This is a genomic window from Paenibacillus sp. CCS19, assembly GCF_033239625.1.
In the GTDB taxonomy this organism is placed as follows: domain Bacteria; phylum Bacillota; class Bacilli; order Paenibacillales; family Paenibacillaceae; genus Paenibacillus_T.
On record NZ_BTCK01000016.1, the window covers coordinates 1 to 19,090 of the forward strand.

Genomic DNA, 19,090 nt, shown 5'->3' on the forward strand with positions numbered 1-19,090 from the left:
AGCTCATTTAAAACATTTAAACTGACAGTTTCGCTCGTTGTTCAGTTTTCAAAGAACAATTCATTTCGCATTGTGTTTCTCGTTGCCGGCGTGTTTCTCTCGGCCGGAATTAGAATATACCATGCACTTATAGAATTCCGCAAGTGTTTTTGATAAATTAATTTCAAAAAACTTATATCAGCCATTATTCGGCCCCATTTATATTTACAATTTATACGTTCGATCTATTACACAATGCTGTTGTTTGCGGTTAAATAACTGCTTAGGGGGCTTGCTCAATCATTTTCTTCAATCGATCCAGTACATCCTCCCACAAAATCTTCAGCTCTTCTCTAATTTCCGCACCACTCAGATTCTCTTGATGAAAACTAATGGTTGTGCGATCGCTTCCCTTTGCAATCGTCCGTATTTGGAGCGTCGAGGGCTTGTCCCAGTTCGCTAGCTTCCAGGTCAGTCGTATATTCTGAAACTTATTCACCGTACGAACCTCACCTGAAATCCCTGGTTTAGTATGAAATTGATGCCCTTTCTCGAAAGTGACATCAGAAGTAACTTCTCCGAGCCATAATAGAACCCCCTGCGGTGAAGTTATCAGGTTCCAGGCTTCCTCTACTGATAGGTCTAGCGTTCTTCTAACGCCAATCTGATAGCCAGAACTTAACGTTTGTCCAACGACTTTATTCTGCATGATGATACCTCATTTCTCATAGTCTGATGAGTTCCGGTCGATCTGGTTTCAATACAACTCCCACTCCACAAAACTCTCCGAATAACCGATCTATACTTCCGACTCATCTGGAATCCAATCCGACTCTATAAAATAAGCCGTGATCCGTGCGTGCCCTTCTAATAGCTACACATGATGGGAGCCTCGTCGCATCGGATAGCTCATTCCAATAACTATAATTTATGTATTCGACCTTACTCAACTCTTGTTTACCAATTACTGCGAGATACCATTGAACATCAGAAGGAAATTGTTCAAACAAATCTCGATTGAATCCATATCCCCTCGTTAGGCCAAGAATATCTCTGCGGATTAGGTTCTCGTTATCTCTATCTATATTAGGATTAGTGATTACATGAACATCATGCTTGCCTAGCGCAGCCATGATTCCATCTTTAAATCGAGGCGAGTTAATCTCAGCCATCAAGAACTCCGCGATGACTATTGATTGCCCACTTCAATTACTCCACTCATTCACTAGCGCTAACATCGATAATGTCCAAACAATTAAAGCAAAGAGCAGCCCGCTCCAAACCAGCTCAACGGTATACGGTTTTTTGTTAACGATCTTCTGAATAGCCCGCAGCAAGAGAACGATAAACAGGAAACCGATCACAGGCATCATATAGACGCCGATGAAAGCAAAAACAATCATATTCCGTCTCCATTCTTATTGTCATCCTTCTCTTCGCTGCTTGCTACTCGATACAAATGTCCATTAAGATCTTCAAACGTAAACTCTCGAACTCCCCACGGCTTGGATTCAATTTTTGTGATAACGCGGACTCCTTGCTCCTTGTAGAAAGCATAGATTTCATCGGCATTTTCTACGAATAGATATGATCTATAGGGCACCACAATATCCTGTCTGTCCAAATGGATCTCAACCCCACCGCAGGTCACGGCTCCGTAACCGTCCTCATCCCAAATCCAAGCGACTTCGAAACCAAGTACATTCGTGTAATACGCTAGTGACTCTTTGAAATCTCTCACCGGCAATATCGTAATCTGACATTGAGCATATCCTTTCAGCATATTTAATCACCTCGCTTGAATCTCACGTATATACTTCTCTCGCTATAATGCTGCTCATCTTCTATGAGCTTATTATATTGTGCAAGCAGCCCTAACTCTTCGTTACGGAGCGAGCACATCTGTATTGATATTGGGTTCATGTCATCAGCTAACAATACCTAGCTTTTTCTTGTATCCCTCAAGGTGAAATAGAATAAATTATCCTTCAATTCGTCTTCACGCATAAACCCCATTCGCTGTAATAGTTTCTGTGATTGAACATTATCAATTTCGGTGGTTGCCTCGATGTAATCTAACTTCATACCATCGAACCCGAGCTGGATGAGTTCCCTGAGCGCTTCTTGCATCAAGCCCTTTCCCCAATAACTCGGTGACAAGTCGAACCCAATCTCAGCCTTCGTTTCATCGCCTTCATTCGACCAGCAATGAAACCCGCATGTTCCAATTAGTTCATTATCTTCTCTGTCGAATAGTCCATATCTGCAACCCGAATCCTCGATATGAAATGCAATGATCTCTTCGGCCTCTTGCCGATCTTTGCATACATCGATATCCATAAATTGCGTAACCTCTGCTATTGCAAAATGTCTATAAACCGCTTCTGCATCTTCAAGCGTGAGTTCTCTCATGAATAAACGTTCTGTCTCGATAGTTGGGTATTTCAATTTGTTGTCCACCTTTTGGATTCACTGATGTTCGCCCCTTACCTAGGAGTTGATCATATCCACGATATCTTTCTTCAAATAATAGTGCGTATGCCTCCCGGCGTTTTCAATTGTACCGTAGACTTGAAAGCCCTCTTTCAGATAAAAGTCCAACGCCTGGAAACTCAATGTATCCAGCTTTATAAAGTCACATTGCTTCTCTCTAGCCATCTTCTCAGCTTCCCTTAGGAGCGCTCTGCCATACCCAGCGTGCCGAAATTTTTCTTCAACATATAAGTAATGAATCTCTAACCAGTTCCAACAAAACTCTCCGACGATACCTCCGAACACATCGCCAGCATCATTAACTAAGTACAAACCTAGCTCCTCATAACGACCTTTCAGATCATCAGGAAAATGCATATAATTGAACGCTGACATCTTGTTTCTAACGTAGTCTTTACTAGAGGAATCATTATTGCTAGTAATGATTAATGACATCTCATTCACTCCAATTTATGTTTGTCTCTTATGGTTCGATTTTCGATCAACTCATATAAATCCGGAAATCATGCTCATCTTCTTTGTTGTAACCTATCAGCATCAGCGCTGAAGGCATTTCGCAGCGAAATCTTCATAAGTGTCCAGATAACAATCTGCTCCAGGAGTACGGTTTTGAAATAAACATGTTTTAATCCCGATTTCATGCCCCGGAAGAATATCAATCTCACGGTCACCAATTACTAAGTCTAGTCTGTACTTTTCGTTCAGATAGATATAGGAGGAGGGATTTGGTTTCCTCGGATATCCATCATCTATGGCAACGATTTCAGTAAAGTAGTCCGTCCAATTGTAATAGTTTAAAATCCTCAATACTTCTTTGCGCGGTTTATGCGTCATCATCACATTCACATCTGCTAGCTTTAATACATTCTCAACGTAGGGAAACGGCGGGGTTTCCGCAGGGTCCAGTTCTTTCTCTAAAGCAAAGTTTTTTTTAATTTGCTGCTCAGATAAACCGTAGAATTTAACAGTATGGGTAAAAGAGTTCTTAAGATGGGCTAATATCTCTTGTTTGGCGAAATGACCATTCAATACATCATACATAATATCCGTATATGCTGGGTATGTATCAAACAATGTACCATCAAAGTCCCATAGTATATTCATTCATCAGTCTCTTTCTATACGTAATGGCTGCGGCCTCTTTCTCTACATCGCCTTGGCGGACTGATTAGCCTTCCGTTTTTATTCATATCGTAGATATTTCTTAAATGCTTTACTGACTGTTTGATCGTAACCTACACTTTCAAAGAATTGATGGGCTCGCTCTCGTTGTGAACTACTAAGCAGCATAAGCTTGGAGCACTTGATCCTTCTACAATAGTCTTCAGCGTGATCCATTAGTTTCTTGCCAATCCCGTTCCCTCTAGTTGATTCATCTACTACTACATTCTCAATCACACCATACGACATCGATCCGTGCAGGGCTTCCAAGCAAATGGTAAGCGTCAAGGTACCTAGCAGCTCATTGTTTTCTTCATAGACAAAAATAAAATTGTTGGTATTGTTTCGGATTTCAATTATTCTTTCCTCTACCACATTTAATTGTCTGCTATTTGGGAGGAGCATTCGATAAAGTCGGTATAACGCAGCTGTATCATGTGCTTCAGCTTCTCTTATCATCTTCAATGTCCTCCTATGCATGCGAAGCTGCCTCTCCCGCTTCAACATATCATCCAAGGTCAGCCACGATCTTCTCCATACTTCGCTTGGCTCGCTCGTTTAACGACTTCTTATCTCGCAGGTTGAATTGCTCCAGTTCATGTCCGGGGTCAATGATTAATGGCTTGTTGATGATATCTTCAAGTAACATATGTGTTGTTTTGTATGCTTCTAGTTTGCGATCATCAGGCAATACTGACTTGATCTTATGAATAATCTCAAGTATTCCTTCTGCATACATGAGCTTGACTATGCTATCGGAGCTCAGTACATTTCGTGAAGCGAATGACAACACGTTCTTGAGGATCCTCTCATTCTGACAGTTAGCTGCAATAGCACTTAAACGAGTTACTGCTTTCCAGTCTGTAATGGAAAGTTCCCTCGAGTATTGGGCAATCATTTCGTTAAACCAGTCAAGCTCCAGTTGTTTGGGAATCTCATACTGTTTGTATTCTTCTAGATGCCCTGCACGATACATATGGAATGTACTTCCGTCATAGGAAGTGAACAGTTCCTTGGCTCTTGTCAATTGCTCGTCCATACTAACACCATCTTCAACCATTTATTTTCTGACAAAATAAACTCTTACTATCTTCCATGCAGCGTCACGCTTTGATGTTGCATGCCATTCTCAAATATTGGTCTCATCGTTAAACTCGATACAAAACGGCTGTTCTTCTATACGTAAACAACACTCAATTCTTTGTCTGAAATTTCTCCAAGTCACCATCTCTAATGCCTGCTCCAGCGGGAAAAATCCGACTTCCAAGCTTTCCACTGACGGTGTTAGTTCACCGCCGATTGGTTTTGCAAGAAATAAGGTGTTGCATATCGAATTTCCGAGGTTCTGAAATATCCCACAAAATCTGACGATCTCGATATCAATTCCCGCTTCTTCCTTCGTCTCTCTAATCGCGGCCTTGCTTATTGATTCTCCCACTTCCACTTGGCCGCCTGGCATTTCCCAACCTCTTCTTGGGCCTTTTATAAGTAATAACTCATTATTATCATTTAATACGATCGCAGCTGCAGAAACGATATGCTTCGGAGGATGCATGATTGTTCACCTCTTATAGATCTCTTCAAATAACTTGTGCTTATATGCATCAATATGTTTCAACAGATAATCAAATATATTCCGATCATTGTGATACAGATATAAATTGTCAGCTTCAATGCCTATCTTCTCTACCACTTCATCATCCAAATTGTTATGTCTTTGTTTGAAGGTTGTTATCTGAAACAATTTCACCTTATTATGGTTGCTTCTGAATTCAAACATTTTCCCCTTCTCGTTGCTTAACAAATCTCTAATTTTCAGAAGAATTTCTGAGTCTTCACTAGCTCCAATTCTACGCAGCGTCTCAATTGTTTCATTGATATATTGGCTATTTTCAATAAAGCCGAAGATGCCACTCATTTGAAGAGAAATATCGAATTCAACGATTAGATAAACATCTTGAATCAATCTCGGAAGCTTTCTAAATACAGATTCAGAATACAGAATGGAGAACTCTTTTTTGTAACTGGTTGTCCCAAGATGCTGAAGGAGATCATCCGCAGAAGCATTTTCTAACCATTGAAACGGCAGCAAATTCATTAAACTGTTTTTAATATTCATAGGGTAGTCCCCTTTATGCCTCTTATAGATCTCTATTAAACGCCTTAAACCGCGTACCTTGATAAGTTAGATTGCCTTGATCGCCAACTGAAATCAATCCGAATTGGTTATCCCTTATAGGCAATTCAATTCTTGAATGGTCTTCAAATTCAAACGTTATGTAATAACTCGTATTGGCACTGGATTCACCTGATCCGCCCCATACCTCTGTTCTCTTATCTGTGACTTTACATCGCTTCGTCATTATCTGAGCAGCGTTATTCGAGGCCCATCCTGACAACCCTTTAATGATGACATAACCGAACGCTCCAACTACGATAATAAAGAGAGTTCCTCCGAATAGTTTGAAGAACAGCGGAATCTCATCTAGAAAATCAAAAAATCCATTTGGTTCGCCGTAATTATTCATCCCGTACACCTCATTCGAACTATCTTAGTGGATACAGCAGATTAATGGGCTCCTGACATAATTCCTCTTGGAAAATGTAATTGTGATCTGCTCCCACAATACATAGAATCCTTGCCCCCGGATGCTGCTCATAAGTATTCTTAACTCTTTGAATCATGATTTGATTTCTTATGGTCCATCTCATATTTTGAGCTTTGGGATTGATTTGATATAACCACTCATATTTCATCCTTGTTATTTCATCAAATTCAGTCGAATTGAATGGAATCTTCCCCTTGACATGGGTATTCATTTGTCTCATAAACCAATCATCATCCATCTGCTCTAATTCTCTTCGCTTCTCTTCCGAATAACCGTTGAACGGATCAAAGTTGTTCCAGACATCTAATTCAAACCAATCGATAGGCACAAAATCGATCCCGCGTTCTTCGCATAGTGGAAATATTAACTCCCAATACTCGCTTGCCGGCTCTCCCCAATAGCCCTTATCATTGCGATCCTTCAGATACTTAAGCCAACTATGGGGGTGTACTTCACCGCAAATAATATCCGGATTAAACGCTGTAATAAGTTCTCTATAGAGAGCTAGCGTGCAATTATATCGGTCTCTTAATTGTTCATTATGTATCGTCCCTAGGATCCCTACTGTAGTCATCTGATTCTCCTTTAAGCTCTGCTCTGCAACTTATAAATATCAAACTCACTGCTGAGCCTGTTTCAAATAGACCGTTCCAAGGTCCATGAGTCCCTTAGCAAAAATACGGTTATGTTGTTCTCTATCATCTTTATATTCATAAATCCAGACCGGCCAAATATAATCAGTCAATGTCCTCTTCCCGTCTGCCGCAACACCAATCTTCTTACCCAGATTGTCTGTATCAGATTCGGATAAGGTACCTTTACTGACATAAACATGATTCTCGAATATGATGGTGTCACCATTCATTTCAAATTTATCGATCCAGATTCGTGTATTAAGAAAATAGAAGATAACACTTCCCAATAACAAGACGACTACAAGTCCAACAATCTTCCATCGTCTCATTAATATCCCCCTTTGCCTTTCAATGAACAGCGATCAAGACAATACCTTCTGGAAGCTGCCAATGTCCAACCAGCGTTCAAATTTATACCCGACCTCTTTAAACAACGCACATTGCGTATATCCGTTTTTCTCGAAAAGCTTGATACTTCGAGCGTTCTCCATGCAAATCGTTGCTATGAGTGTATGGAAGCCTTGTTCCTTCGCTATGCCTTCAATAAAGGAGAGCGCATGGCTTCCGATTCCTCGCCCTAGGTAATTAGGTTCCAAATATATAGTCACTTCAGCGCTGACATCGTAAGCCTGCTTATTTTTGTATTGCGTAAGTAAGACATAACCGACTAATTGTTGATCATCTGATATTAGAAATGATTTAAATCTTGCGTTCTTATTAAGCACTGACTCTTTCATTTGATCCGAATTTAATGGTTCTGTATGAAAAGATATGGTCGAGTTCAGCACATAATAGTTATAAATCTCTTTAACTGCATGGATGTGTTCTGTCGTTATTTCTTCAAAGGTTATCGTACTCAATATAAGTCATTCCTTTTCCGATGGGATGTATGAATGCAACGCTCGATTTTTACTCTGCCCGCTCTTTCTTCCAAAATAAAGAAAGAGAGAATTTCTTCTCTCTTTCTTCGTTGAATGGTTATATTTTACATCATAGTTGCGTATTTGAATATATGATAGATTAACGCTTTAAGATATCTACTCAGACATTTCTCTGTAAACTCACACTGTGATTTCATACTTATCATTAAACTGTCTAATCATCGTTCTAAAGCCCGGGTCTAGCTTTAACCATACTTCCTAAACCATTTCCTTTGGCATTTCCTTATAAAAGGCCTGTGCAATTCCACCCGTCATGCAAGCAATCGTATCGCTGTCTCCTCCGAGTGATATCGCTTTACGAATTGCATCTTCAAAATTTTCGGATTCCATAAAAGCTATGATCGCTTGAGGCACTGATCCCTGACAGCTAGGATCAAATGTATAATTGGGTCTAATTTGATCTAGTTTTTGTTCCAAATTATAGTTGAATCTCTTTTGAATAAACTTCTTAATATCCGTTTTGGGGGAACCGGTCCTTGCCAGGAACACAGCTGCTGCGATCGCTTGCGCCCCTCTAATTCCTTCTCTGTGATTATGTGTCACAAGAGCTGACCTTTTGGATTCGAGCAGCGCTTCCTCCAATGATTGACTAGCGAAGCCAATTGGACTAACTCTCATGGCAGAACCATTCCCATAACTTTTATATGGTTTAGCATCTCTCTGCCTTGCCCACTCCTCAAATTTCTGTCCATACCCAGCATCAGGGAATTGATAATAGTAATGACGAAGTCTGTTGGCATATAGTTTCTTACTAGCAAAGTAATCTGTAATCTTATTTTTATGTTTCTGTCTACATAACACTGCATCTGCAATGGCTATTGTCAGCACTGTATCATCAGTGAATCTGGTAAATCTGTTATATAAGCTAAATTCTGTAGATTTAGTATTGTGCCATTCGTAAACTGAGCCTATTACATCACCTATAATGGCACCTAACATAGGTTTCTCCTTTATCTACATAATCGCTCGAGAACTACAGCCACACCATCATTATCATTCGTTTCCGTAATCTCTTTAGCTATATGTTTCAACTCGTCAACTGCATTTCCCATTGCAACGGGCCACCCACATGATCTAAACAATCCTATATCATTAAAATCATCACCAAAAACCATGACGTTCTCGAGTGAAATGTTCATCGCCTTACACAGGACCGATACAGCATTTTCCTTTGAAGCCCTTGGCGATGAGAGCTGAACAAGCTTTCCATTGTCTGTCGTTAGAATATTTAATCTCGTATTAAATTTCGCCTGGAATAAATCCATATCGATGTTTCCTGAGAAGAGGATCTTCGAGGCCTCAACTGTTTTGAGATCTTCCAGAGACTTCACTGTCGGACTGTCTTCGACCTTAATGACTTCCGTGTAGTCATGTTCCCTTACACTTATCCATACATCTTGCGCTTCCACGCTTATATCCAGATCCGGATTGCGATGGAGACAGTATTCCAGCACTTCAGCTGTAAGCTCCGATTCAATTGGTACATGTTCCTCGATTCCCGTATGCTTGCAATCAATATAAGCGCCATTGTAATAAATGAAAGAGCCTAATGCGAGCAGCTCTTCATTAACGAATGACCGGACCGCTCTCGGAGGGCGTGCTGTCGCAAAGATGAACTTCATTCCTAAGCGTGTACATTGGATAATGGCGTTATAGCTGCGGGTAGATATTTCTTTATTCGAGTTGAGCAGTGTGCCATCTAAATCTAGAACGATCAATGGAAAGTTCATCTCGATCACCTCTCTGCAATTTGAATTAGCCTACACCGGTTTACTGATCTAAGCCATTGGTATAATTTAAAATCTCTTTACCAGAACAGGGTCATTGACACAATATCTTTGGTTCTCAATATCTTTAATAGATACGTCATTGACAACGTAATCTGTGTCAGAAATAATCTTAATCTGCATTGTCTTCACCTCTAATATTTAAGGGCGCCAGCCATCCTAGATATGGTCTTTGTGCCAACGATCTATCTCACTAGTAAAACCGTAATTCTTCTCATTGATTTTCCATTCGCCATCTTTCAATTGCAATACGAATTGATGCATCTTGCCAATCCCATATTCATAATGAATTTCCACTACTGCTCGACTGCGGCTTTTCATGATAAAGAAGATCTTCTCGCAACCAGTATTCAGATAATCATACTCGGCAGGTTCTCCGAAAGATCCCGCAAAACCACGCGCTATTAAAGTTTCCGTACAGATTGGCATAATCATCTCTCTATAGCGATCTTTATACTCTGCCCATAATCCCTTATCATGTGGGTGTGTTTGATGTGAGGGAATTCCCAAATCTAGCTTCTCGTTATTTAGTTGTACGCTGCGGATATAAATTTCTTTCTCCAGCTGACAGAGGTTATATAAATTCTCGAACAAAAAGTGCAGTAATTCGTCTTTCATGTACTTATATTTTTCTGCGGTAGCGCTCATATCTACATCGGACAACGATTCATGAATAACGAGCATTTTGTTCCTCCTCCAGAGATGTCTTATTACAACATTTTTCCTACATTCACTAACACTTTCTTGAACTATCTACATAGTGTTTCAATATCTTTAACAGTGAGCTGTATGAATTCAGTTATTAATTTATCCGCCCCATCCAAGTTTTCATTAACATGGGGTAAACCCTTAAATCCAATACACTTCATTCCAGCGAATTTGGCTGATCTTAATCCATTATTGGAATCTTCTATTACAACACATGAAGATGGATTTATACCTAATTTCTTTGCTGCAAGAAGGTATATTCCCGGATCTGGCTTCGACATCTTTACTTCATCATCACATACATACTGATCAAAATAGTCACTTAGCTCAAAAATAGTAACCACCGCATTCATGCGTTTCCTTGATGCACTAGTAGCAATTGCTGTCTTAATCCCTTCTGCTTTAATATCTTTAAGTAGATTCTTCACACCTGGCATCAGACCAATTTCTTTGTATTTTTCAATTTCTCTATCGACGTTATAGGACTGAATTAATTCTTCTAAACTCTGAGAAAGGTCATACGCATTCTTAACATTTGCCCAGAACTGACGGGAACTTAAGCTCCCCCATGCTTTAATCTCATCGATCGTTAAGTTACAACCAAATCCATTCGCTGTCTCACATAGCATTTGACTTGATATCGAATGTGAATCGATAAGTACGCCATCCATATCAAAAATAACAGCTTCCATGATAGATCTCCCTTATATGTTCATCTATTGAAGTTAGCTTTCCATGCTGCTACCCCTATAAAAAAAGAGAACCACTGGCTCCCTAAAAGAACAAAAATCCTTTTTTCGCTACATTTTTTCGTTTGATATTGAGCACTTCATTAACGCTTGCTTTTTCTAACTTTTCAAAAAGAACCTCAGCTCCACTTTTCAGTTTCAAGTCCATTTCTTCTTTGTAGAGTGGGATTAAGCTGAAGAAGTGCACCTCATTGTCGTCGGGCAGCTTTAATGTAAAGAAGCTTTTTAAATCATCAACCATTGTTGGAATGTTTAGAATCACTCCTGATAACGATGTATTCGATGCAAAAGGTTCCGCAGGATCACCATTCGGTACGGTATGAGCTAGATACAGCCAGGTATTATATTCATGCGGCAGCCTTGCAAGCGTCTTCAACCACCGAATTGGCCAGTAATTCTCTTCTATAGCGAAGGATTCCTGAGAGACATTCCAATTTGCAGGAAGACAGAGCATCAATTCAGCATATTTAAAATCCTCTGCACCTTCTGGTACATTCATTGGCAGATTACTCATACCGCAAGTAACAAAAGTATAATAGTTTCTTTCCTTTGTCGGATTTACTACAAGAATATCGAGATGAATAAGATCAGAGATTATTTCATGAAATACATGGTCTATCGCACCAATGTGTTTTTCTACATGTTCAGAAATAGCTGTCAATATTACCTCATTCGCCAGGGCGAATTCAAAATCACTAGTTCTTTGTTTGTGACGATAGATAGGTTGTCCCGATTCCGAGAATTCTTGGCTCATATGTCCTCCATATACATTTTTTATAATAATATCACCTCATATCACTTTGGAATATAGTGGATCACGAAGTTGGTTGTCACTTCTTCGAAGTGCCCGTGCCGGACTATGGGCCAGATGGCCCGATGCGTGGATTTGGTGTTATACGACGGAAATGGCTTCTTTGAAATACCAAAGACATTACTTAATAATAATTTTCGTTAATCTCTTTATATTGGCATTAAATATTAATAATAGTACCAAAAAAATAAATGGCACCAACAATTTTGTAGTATCATTTATCTCGAATGATTCAGTTAGTCCAAGTACAATAAAAAAAACTGAAGCAACAGTCAATGTACTTAATACTTGAATAAGAATTATTATAAAAATTAGCTTCAGTACAATTTGAACTAATAATGATAATTCCTCAGATCTGATTGATATCTGTTTTTCACTATCTATTATTTTGTTACTTATTATTGGAGCAAAGATAAATAGAATAATACCAATAGCGAGGTATGTAACCCCAGTTAATGCATCTTCCAATTTAGTGAACATTAAAATAATTGGAGTCTCGAAATCGATAATAATACTTGGAACCAATATAAGTGATTTTAGTAAACCAGGAATAAATAAATAAATCCCATATAATCTAAAACAAATACGAAGCACAACTGAGTAAGTAATATTGTTCGTTTGTAATTCCAATCTGTTCATTCCTTTCGAATAACGTCTTTGTATTCACAAACCCTCACTGGCTTAAGGAGCGCCATCTCCGGGTCCGCCGGACTTAGCCAGTGCAGGGTTGTCCGGCTGCTTACACTTCCTCGAAATTCCCCTGCCGGAACGAGGGCCAAATATCCTTAAGCGTGATTATGGTGTTAGCTGAAGCACCCTTCTTAATCGATATACAATAACAATCTATCCTTGCACTTTTAAATAGTTTGATTTTTATATTTTCCCATCACTAACCCTTTTTAACCCCTTCTCACAACCCCAAAGGTAGATAGAGATTAGTGCAAGTATTAATTACTAATGATGAAGAAATGCCAGAAGAATGGGAACCAACCTAGATCTAAGATTCTTTTCTTTTCTTCATTTCTAAAATAAAAAATGTCTTCTTGAAATTCCCAGACAAATTGATAGTTTTCATCAATAAAATTATCTCGACCAGATTGAGTAAAGTTATTCCACTTTACATTCCAATCTTTAGGGATAATTAAAGGTACTAATTCTGGTGCGTGAATATGGTGTTAGGCGAAGTTCCCTTCATCCTTGAATATCCCCTCGGCTTCCAACCTTATCTCTAAAAACTTTTTTACGATAACGTTTTCATCTTCTAATAGATTTATTATTCTTCTCTTTCCCAATCTCCTATCAAAACAAGATATAGCCCTTATAATCGGGTTTGTTGAATTCATTGCCTCTTCAATTGATAAATTCAAATATTCTTGTATAGCTCTGTAAAAATCGTATTGATTATGTATTCCTTGCTTCTCCATCTCTTTATCAGCTTGTGTATATGCCAGATAGTATCCTTCTTGTTGTTCTGGATCTCTCCAATCCATGGAATTCGTCTCTGTTCTAATTTCATTGGCTATGCTGTTATACTTGTAACTTCTCTTTACTGTACAGAAATCATGAATAACCTCATGATCCAAAGTAATCCATGCCCTGCCTTCTTGATCATGTGTCCCTCTATATCGTGTACTATTATATGTGACCCTACTCTTCAGAGAATCTGACAACCTTGATTCGATTTGCTCTTTCATCTTACTCCATCGCATTACACTCACCTCGCCCTTAGGGAATTTCGCCTAACGTCTTTGTATTCCCGAACCCTCACTGGCTTAAGGGCGCCAGCCCGGGTCATGAGACTTAGCCAGTACAGGGTTGTCCGGCTGCTTCCACTTCCCCGAAATCCCTCTGCCGGACCGAGGGCCGGATGGCCCGATGCGTGAATACGGTATTATCTGCAGTTCGTGCCTTCATAGATAACACCTACAATAATTAATCACGATAAGTTAACTGACAGATATTGTACTACACCAACTAATACAAAAAACAAAATGAAACAGATTACAATATAAAAAAGGCAACCCAATGTCTGTTTCCTTATTTTAGATTTAATAGTTTGAATTAAAAATAGTTTTTCATCTTTTGAAAGTGCATCTATCGGTACTAAATGTGCTGAATTATTAGTAACAAATAAATATACAAACCTTTTAGTAAGGATATATTTATCAAAATCTTTCCAAAATATTTTTTGAATTGTTGATTATGTTTCCATGATGAAACATTCATCAGAAATCTTATACGACTTCATTAATGAATTTATTCTTTATACTCTTTTTGGAGTTAATGAATAAAATTAGTATAAAAGAAACTGTAAAAAGGCTGAAAAACCAAGCTGGGGACGGTACTTTCGATAGTTTACCAGTAATTAAGCTGCTAATAATAATTCCAATTGAACTAATAGACATGATTAATAAGATACCAAAATACCATTGTCTAACTAAATATGAAACTTGAAAAACAGTTATATCTTTTCCTGAAATTCTAGTATTGATTATTATTGGATTGTTAGTTATTGCAATCATCCTTTATTGTTTTTTCATGAGTATTGCACGAATCGCAGATTACTAGTATTTCTCTGTCTTTCGTAAATCTACTCTTTAAGTCCATGTCTCCCGAAATGTCTGGATGCCCTAATAATCGTTGCGTTCTGCGAGGGTGGATCTGCGTATTTAGCAAAGACTAAGTCATATGTATCCTAAACAAGATCGTAACCACTTCTAACTCAGCTTCTACAGCAATTTATCGTAACCTCCCCTTCAAGATGCATCTAATCTACTCATACAACTAATCACCTATGGAATATTCTACTATATAATCCCATATCTTCGAAATCATTATGTTCATTCATCACTTCTCCTTTTGCTCCTTGCATTATCACCATTCAAGGCTCGATGCTTCATATTGTTGACAGTTAGCCGTAAGTTCCATGAACAAATTCTTTCACACCTCTCTGTCCCGCCAGCATCGCATTCCAGAGTCGAATGACTGAGCTTCATGTGCTACCTTGCAGGGAGAACTTATATAGTTGGAACATGGCAAGCAACTATCATTTGTAAAACAAACAAAAAAAGAGACTTCTCCCATGAGAAGTCTCCGATGCTTTCGGAACGTCCGCCTTATTTATTTTTACATCCGAAACCGCTCGACCAAGTCTCGCCGCCCAAGCTCCTCCAGTATCACCCGCTGCCTAGGTCCGATCAGGTCAAAATGCGGGAACTTCTCCCGCCGATGAATGTACTTCGGATCGAGTCCCTGCGTTCGGCACCAGTCTGCTAGTCGGTCCAGATCATTGCAGCCGACCTTCGTAATCGTCCGATTGTCCGGAAACCGTTCATCGTACCAGTAATGTGTCAGCAGAGCGATTTCGCCGCGCTGCACGCACTTCTTCCATTCCTGCAGCTCTTGTCTGCTTACGCCGAATGCCATGCTATCATCACCCTCATTATCTCCCGCAATGCCGCAGCGCCTAGAAGACCCTATGTTCGGCAATAGTATAGCATAGGAGCCTTACCTTGCAAACCAAGCCATATAATGAAGGAAAGGTGCACCAGCGCCCCGTTACTGGTATACTGGATAGGATTAAGACGGTCGTGATGATCGTATACAAGAGGAGTTTAAACGACAATGGCAACTACGTTCGCAACACTTGGCGTCTCGCAAGAGCTGACGAGTGTTCTCACATCATATGGGATTACAGCGCCTACACCGGTTCAGACCAAAGCGATCCCGCTCGCGTTGAAAGGCTTGGACGTCATCGTTCAAGCGCAGACGGGTACGGGCAAAACGTTTGCGTTCGCGCTTCCGCTGCTCTCCCGCATCGACACAAGCAAAGACCAAACGCAAGCACTCGTGCTCACGCCAACGCGAGAGCTCGCGCTGCAAATTACAGCGGAGATGGCGAAGCTCGCCCCCGCTGCAGGCGCAAGCGTCCTCGCCGCATACGGTGGACAGGACGTTGAATCGCAAATCCGCAAGCTGGCGAATCGCCAGCCGCATATTATCGTCGCAACGCCTGGACGACTGCTTGACCATCTTCGCCGCGAGACGGTAACGCTTGGCAAAGTCCGCATGCTCGTCCTCGACGAAGCGGATCAAATGCTGCACATGGGCTTCCTCTCGGATGTCGAATCGATCATTGCGCAGATGCCAAGACAGAACCGGCAGACGATGCTGTTCTCCGCAACGATTCCAGACCCGATCCGCAGACTCGGCTCCGAATATATGAACAAACCGGAAGATGTACGCATCACGCCGGAACGCATAACGGTCGATGCGATCAAGCAGATCGCAATCGAGACGACGGATCGCCGCAAGGAAGATACGCTCATCGAGCTGATCGGACGCTACCGTCCATACCTCGCAGTCGTATTCTGCCGGACGAAGGTTCGTGCGAAGAAACTGAACGAAGCGCTTCAAGAGCAAGGAATCGAGAGCGACGAGCTGCACGGCGACCTGTCGCAGGCGAAGCGCGAGCAAGTCATGAAGCGATTCCGTGATGCGAAACTGCAGGTTCTTGTGGCAACGGACGTTGCGGCGCGTGGTCTTGACGTCGAAGGCGTGACGCACGTTTTCAACTACGATCTGCCGATGGATGCAGAATCGTACGTTCACCGCATCGGCCGGACGGGCCGTGCTGGCAACGCCGGCATGTCTGTCACCCTGATGACGTCGCGTGACGCAGCATCGATGGCGCACATCGAGCGCGCGCTCAACACGAGAATAGAGCGCCGTGACGACTCGGCGGTCGCGCGCGGCGATCTGCCCGTTCGCGTCAAGCCTGACAAGCAAGGCCGACGTGCCCAGGAAGAGCGAGAAGCAGCAAGCCGCGGCGGCGGACCACGCGGTCGTGGCAGAGCAGGCGGCGCAGATCAACGTTCCGGCGGTGCTGGTGGTCGCGGCGGACGTGGCGGTGCAACAGGCGAAGGACGCGGTGCACGTGGTGGCGCTGCAAAGGCCAGCTCGTGGAGCGCGGCTCCAGCGAGCGGAGGCCGCGGAGGCGCATCTCGCGCTGGCGGCTCCGGCTCCGCGACTGGCAAACGTGGCTTCGATGCTGACGCTTGGAACGAGCCGTCGCCGACGCTCAGTCGTGGCGGCAGCTCATCTTCGCGCGGCGGCAATGCTCCTGCAGGACGCGGCGGTAATGCTCCAGCTGGACGCGGCGGTAATGCTCCAGCTGGACGCGGCGGTTCGTCCGCACCGCGCAGCGGATCGTTCGCCGGCGGCAGCGTCCTTGCAGGCAAACGTGGCGCCGACGCCAGCGCGAATCCGTGGGATTCCGCTCCAGCGAGCGGCCGCGGCGGAGCAGGCAGCTCCCGCGGCGGCGGCAATCGTAGCAGCTCCGAAGGCCGCAGCGGTGGTGCTGGCGGTCGCGGACGTTCCGACGCTCCACGTGGAGGCGGTCGCGGTCGCTCGGATGGCGGCGGTCGCAGCGGCGGCCGCTCCAACAACAATGGCGGACGTCGCGGACGGTAATCTCCGGCTGTAGCTCGAGCTCGTGCTAGTCGCATAGCAGCAAGCCAAGGCCCCTCTCGAGGAAGCCTTGGCTTGTTCTGGTTACACGTCCTCTAAATATCCGCTGCGATGTCATTTATTTTGTTCAACTTTATTTAAGGAGTTGCGTTATTTTGTCCGAATCATCCGATATCCAGACAACTGCATCATCCGTGGTCGCCTTGCCGGACAGCTACGTTCAGCAGATGCAAGCGCTGCTCGGCGTGAAAGAAGCAGACGAATTTCTCGCCAGCTTCAACGCTCCACGAGCGTATGGTTTGCGACTGAATCCTTTGAAACTGAGCGATGATGCGAATCAGCCAGCAATTCAAGCCTTGAAGCAGCAGTTCTCCCTCCGCCCCATCCCTTGGTGCGAGACAGGTTACTACTATAACGAAACGACGCGGCCCGGCAAGCATCCCTACCATCAGGCCGGCATCTATTATATTCAGGAGCCTTCCGCTATGTCGGCCGCTCAAGCGCTTGATCCGCAGCCAGGCGAGACGATCCTCGATCTTGCTGCTGCGCCAGGTGGCAAGACGACACAGATCGCTGGCCGCATGCAAGGCGAGGGCCTCCTGATCTCCAACGAGATTCATCCGGCACGCGCCCGCATTCTGAGCGAGAATGTCGAGCGGTACGGCATTCGCAATGCCGTCGTCACTTGCGCGCCACCAGACGTGTTGTCCGCCCGCTTCCCGTTGTTCTTTGATCGTATCATGCTCGATGCGCCATGCTCGGGCGAAGGCATGTTCCGCAAGGACCCCGATGCCATCGGCGAATGGTCGCCTGATCATGTTCAGATGTGTGCGGATCGGCAGGCTGATATCCTCGAGCACGCTGCGATTATGTTGAAGCCCGGCGGGCGCCTCGTCTATTCAACCTGTACGTTCAATCGATCAGAGAATGAGCTGGCAATGGAAGCTTTTCTAGCGAAGCATCCCGAATTCAAGCTTGAACGGACAGAGCGGCTGTGGCCGCATCACTGCGAAGGCGAGGGGCACTTTGTAGCCGTGCTGACGAAGGATGCATCAATGGGCTACACAATCTTCGTGCCGATGAACCAAGCCGCCACAAGTCAAAGAGATCAACGAAACGCAACTCAGCGAGGCAAAGGTAAGCCTAAGTCCAGCGGCAGCAACAGCTCTCTAGCCTCCGACATGGCGCTGTTCGAGGCGTTCGCCGTAGAGGCGCTGCCCGGCTTCAAGCTCGGCCCCGGCGAGCCGGTTCGATTCGGAGACGCGCTATACTGGCTGCCTCATGACCGCGAAGGCCGCTTCAGCGCCGCTTCCATCGAAGGATTGAAGGTTGTGCGGCCAGGTCTGCAGCTTGGCGAACTCAAGACGAAGCGAATCGAGCCTGCACATGCGCTCGCACTCGCCATCCGCTCCGAAGAGGCGGCGCAGCTCGCCAGCTTCGAAGCGGAAGCCCCGGAGACAGCTGCATACCTGCGCGGAGAAGCCTTATCTGACGCAAGCGGCAATCTGTCCGGCTGGACGATTGCTGCAGTTGACGGCTTCCCGCTCGGCTGGGCCAAAGCAAGCGGCGGGCAGCTCAAGAACCATTTGCCTAAAGGCCTTCGCCGTCTGACCTAGCCGCCGACACAAGTCCCGTTCACCTGCCGCAGCTCGGACAGTCGTCTCCGATACAGCCATCATGCACGGTCGAACATCCTCCAACCGATTAACGTTTCCCCTGCAAGGAACCGATAGGTTACTGCCCAAACT

The 19,090-nt window shown here is 43.3% G+C and carries 24 protein-coding genes; 2 read left to right on the forward strand and 22 right to left on the reverse strand.

The features are described from left to right. Positions 1–262: 262 nt before the first annotated feature. The 22 genes from SBI19_RS12885 to SBI19_RS12985 form a co-directional block, all read right to left on the reverse strand. Positions 263–688 (reverse strand): SRPBCC family protein, encoded by a 426-nt coding sequence (locus SBI19_RS12885; RefSeq protein WP_317968718.1) that lies wholly within the window; start codon positions 686–688, stop codon positions 263–265. A gap of 496 nt (positions 689–1,184) precedes the next feature. Further along, positions 1,185–1,382 carry a hypothetical protein gene (locus SBI19_RS12890; RefSeq protein WP_317968720.1) on the reverse strand — a complete coding sequence of 66 codons (198 nt, stop codon included), beginning with the start codon at positions 1,380–1,382 and terminating at the stop codon, positions 1,185–1,187. Beyond that, the gene (locus SBI19_RS12895; protein WP_317968722.1) at positions 1,379–1,762 is read right to left on the reverse strand and encodes a bleomycin resistance protein; all 384 of its coding nucleotides are present in this window, start codon (positions 1,760–1,762) and stop codon (positions 1,379–1,381) included. The genes SBI19_RS12890 and SBI19_RS12895 overlap by 4 nt, the downstream gene beginning before the upstream one ends. A 158-nt stretch (positions 1,763–1,920) precedes the next feature. Beyond that, complete coding sequence (locus tag SBI19_RS12900; protein WP_317968724.1) at positions 1,921–2,427, reverse strand: GNAT family N-acetyltransferase; 507 nt, start codon at positions 2,425–2,427, stop codon at positions 1,921–1,923. Between the two features lie 42 nt (positions 2,428–2,469). Continuing rightward, positions 2,470–2,907, reverse strand: a complete 438-nt coding sequence (locus SBI19_RS12905; RefSeq protein ID WP_317968726.1) for a GNAT family N-acetyltransferase — start codon at positions 2,905–2,907, stop codon at positions 2,470–2,472. A 102-nt stretch (positions 2,908–3,009) separates the two neighbouring features. Further along, the gene (locus tag SBI19_RS12910) at positions 3,010–3,576 is read right to left on the reverse strand and encodes an HAD-IA family hydrolase (RefSeq protein WP_317968728.1); all 567 of its coding nucleotides are present in this window, start codon (positions 3,574–3,576) and stop codon (positions 3,010–3,012) included. 78 nt (positions 3,577–3,654) lie between these two features. After that, a complete protein-coding gene (locus SBI19_RS12915) occupies positions 3,655–4,092 on the reverse strand; it encodes a GNAT family N-acetyltransferase (RefSeq protein ID WP_317968730.1) in 438 nt (145 codons plus the stop codon). Positions 4,093–4,141: 49 nt separating this feature from the next. Then, the gene (locus SBI19_RS12920; RefSeq protein WP_317968732.1) at positions 4,142–4,672 is read right to left on the reverse strand and encodes a hypothetical protein; all 531 of its coding nucleotides are present in this window, start codon (positions 4,670–4,672) and stop codon (positions 4,142–4,144) included. A gap of 90 nt (positions 4,673–4,762) precedes the next feature. Then, positions 4,763–5,188, reverse strand: a complete 426-nt coding sequence (locus SBI19_RS12925) for an NUDIX hydrolase (RefSeq protein WP_317968734.1) — start codon at positions 5,186–5,188, stop codon at positions 4,763–4,765. A gap of 6 nt (positions 5,189–5,194) precedes the next feature. Continuing rightward, positions 5,195–5,752 carry a DMP19 family protein gene (locus SBI19_RS12930; protein WP_317968736.1) on the reverse strand — a complete coding sequence of 186 codons (558 nt, stop codon included), beginning with the start codon at positions 5,750–5,752 and terminating at the stop codon, positions 5,195–5,197. Between the two features lie 22 nt (positions 5,753–5,774). After that, positions 5,775–6,161, reverse strand: a complete 387-nt coding sequence (locus SBI19_RS12935) for a DUF2500 domain-containing protein (protein ID WP_317968738.1) — start codon at positions 6,159–6,161, stop codon at positions 5,775–5,777. Between the two features lie 19 nt (positions 6,162–6,180). Beyond that, positions 6,181–6,816, reverse strand: a complete 636-nt coding sequence (locus SBI19_RS12940; protein ID WP_317968740.1) for a hypothetical protein — start codon at positions 6,814–6,816, stop codon at positions 6,181–6,183. 45 nt (positions 6,817–6,861) lie between these two features. Beyond that, a complete protein-coding gene (locus tag SBI19_RS12945; protein ID WP_317968742.1) occupies positions 6,862–7,206 on the reverse strand; it encodes a hypothetical protein in 345 nt (114 codons plus the stop codon). Positions 7,207–7,239: 33 nt separating this feature from the next. Then, complete coding sequence (locus tag SBI19_RS12950) at positions 7,240–7,737, reverse strand: GNAT family N-acetyltransferase (protein ID WP_317968744.1); 498 nt, start codon at positions 7,735–7,737, stop codon at positions 7,240–7,242. A 279-nt stretch (positions 7,738–8,016) separates the two neighbouring features. Further along, complete coding sequence (locus tag SBI19_RS12955) at positions 8,017–8,757, reverse strand: ADP-ribosylglycohydrolase family protein (protein WP_317968746.1); 741 nt, start codon at positions 8,755–8,757, stop codon at positions 8,017–8,019. A gap of 11 nt (positions 8,758–8,768) precedes the next feature. Next, positions 8,769–9,548: a Cof-type HAD-IIB family hydrolase gene (locus SBI19_RS12960; protein WP_317968748.1), complete on the reverse strand. Its 780-nt coding sequence runs from the start codon at positions 9,546–9,548 to the stop codon at positions 8,769–8,771. A 216-nt stretch (positions 9,549–9,764) separates the two neighbouring features. Beyond that, entirely contained in the window at positions 9,765–10,289 is a 525-nt protein-coding gene (locus SBI19_RS12965) for a hypothetical protein (protein ID WP_317968750.1), read from the reverse strand. A gap of 65 nt (positions 10,290–10,354) precedes the next feature. Further along, complete coding sequence (locus tag SBI19_RS12970; protein ID WP_317968752.1) at positions 10,355–11,005, reverse strand: HAD family hydrolase; 651 nt, start codon at positions 11,003–11,005, stop codon at positions 10,355–10,357. Positions 11,006–11,087: 82 nt separating this feature from the next. Continuing rightward, positions 11,088–11,816 (reverse strand): suppressor of fused domain protein, encoded by a 729-nt coding sequence (locus SBI19_RS12975; protein ID WP_317968754.1) that lies wholly within the window; start codon positions 11,814–11,816, stop codon positions 11,088–11,090. A 1,232-nt stretch (positions 11,817–13,048) separates the two neighbouring features. Further along, positions 13,049–13,567: an SF0329 family protein gene (locus SBI19_RS12980; RefSeq protein ID WP_317968756.1), complete on the reverse strand. Its 519-nt coding sequence runs from the start codon at positions 13,565–13,567 to the stop codon at positions 13,049–13,051. 242 nt (positions 13,568–13,809) lie between these two features. Further along, positions 13,810–14,067, reverse strand: a complete 258-nt coding sequence (locus tag SBI19_RS29570) for a YcxB family protein (protein ID WP_350340448.1) — start codon at positions 14,065–14,067, stop codon at positions 13,810–13,812. 932 nt (positions 14,068–14,999) lie between these two features. After that, positions 15,000–15,299 (reverse strand): hypothetical protein, encoded by a 300-nt coding sequence (locus tag SBI19_RS12985; protein WP_317968758.1) that lies wholly within the window; start codon positions 15,297–15,299, stop codon positions 15,000–15,002. A gap of 198 nt (positions 15,300–15,497) precedes the next feature. Here SBI19_RS12985 and SBI19_RS12990 point away from each other — a divergent pair, with 198 nt between their 5' ends. Then, positions 15,498–17,345 carry a DEAD/DEAH box helicase gene (locus tag SBI19_RS12990; protein ID WP_317968760.1) on the forward strand — a complete coding sequence of 616 codons (1,848 nt, stop codon included), beginning with the start codon at positions 15,498–15,500 and terminating at the stop codon, positions 17,343–17,345. Positions 17,346–17,497: 152 nt separating this feature from the next. Then, positions 17,498–18,958 (forward strand): RsmB/NOP family class I SAM-dependent RNA methyltransferase, encoded by a 1,461-nt coding sequence (locus SBI19_RS12995; RefSeq protein ID WP_317968762.1) that lies wholly within the window; start codon positions 17,498–17,500, stop codon positions 18,956–18,958. Positions 18,959–19,090: the final 132 nt, after the last annotated feature.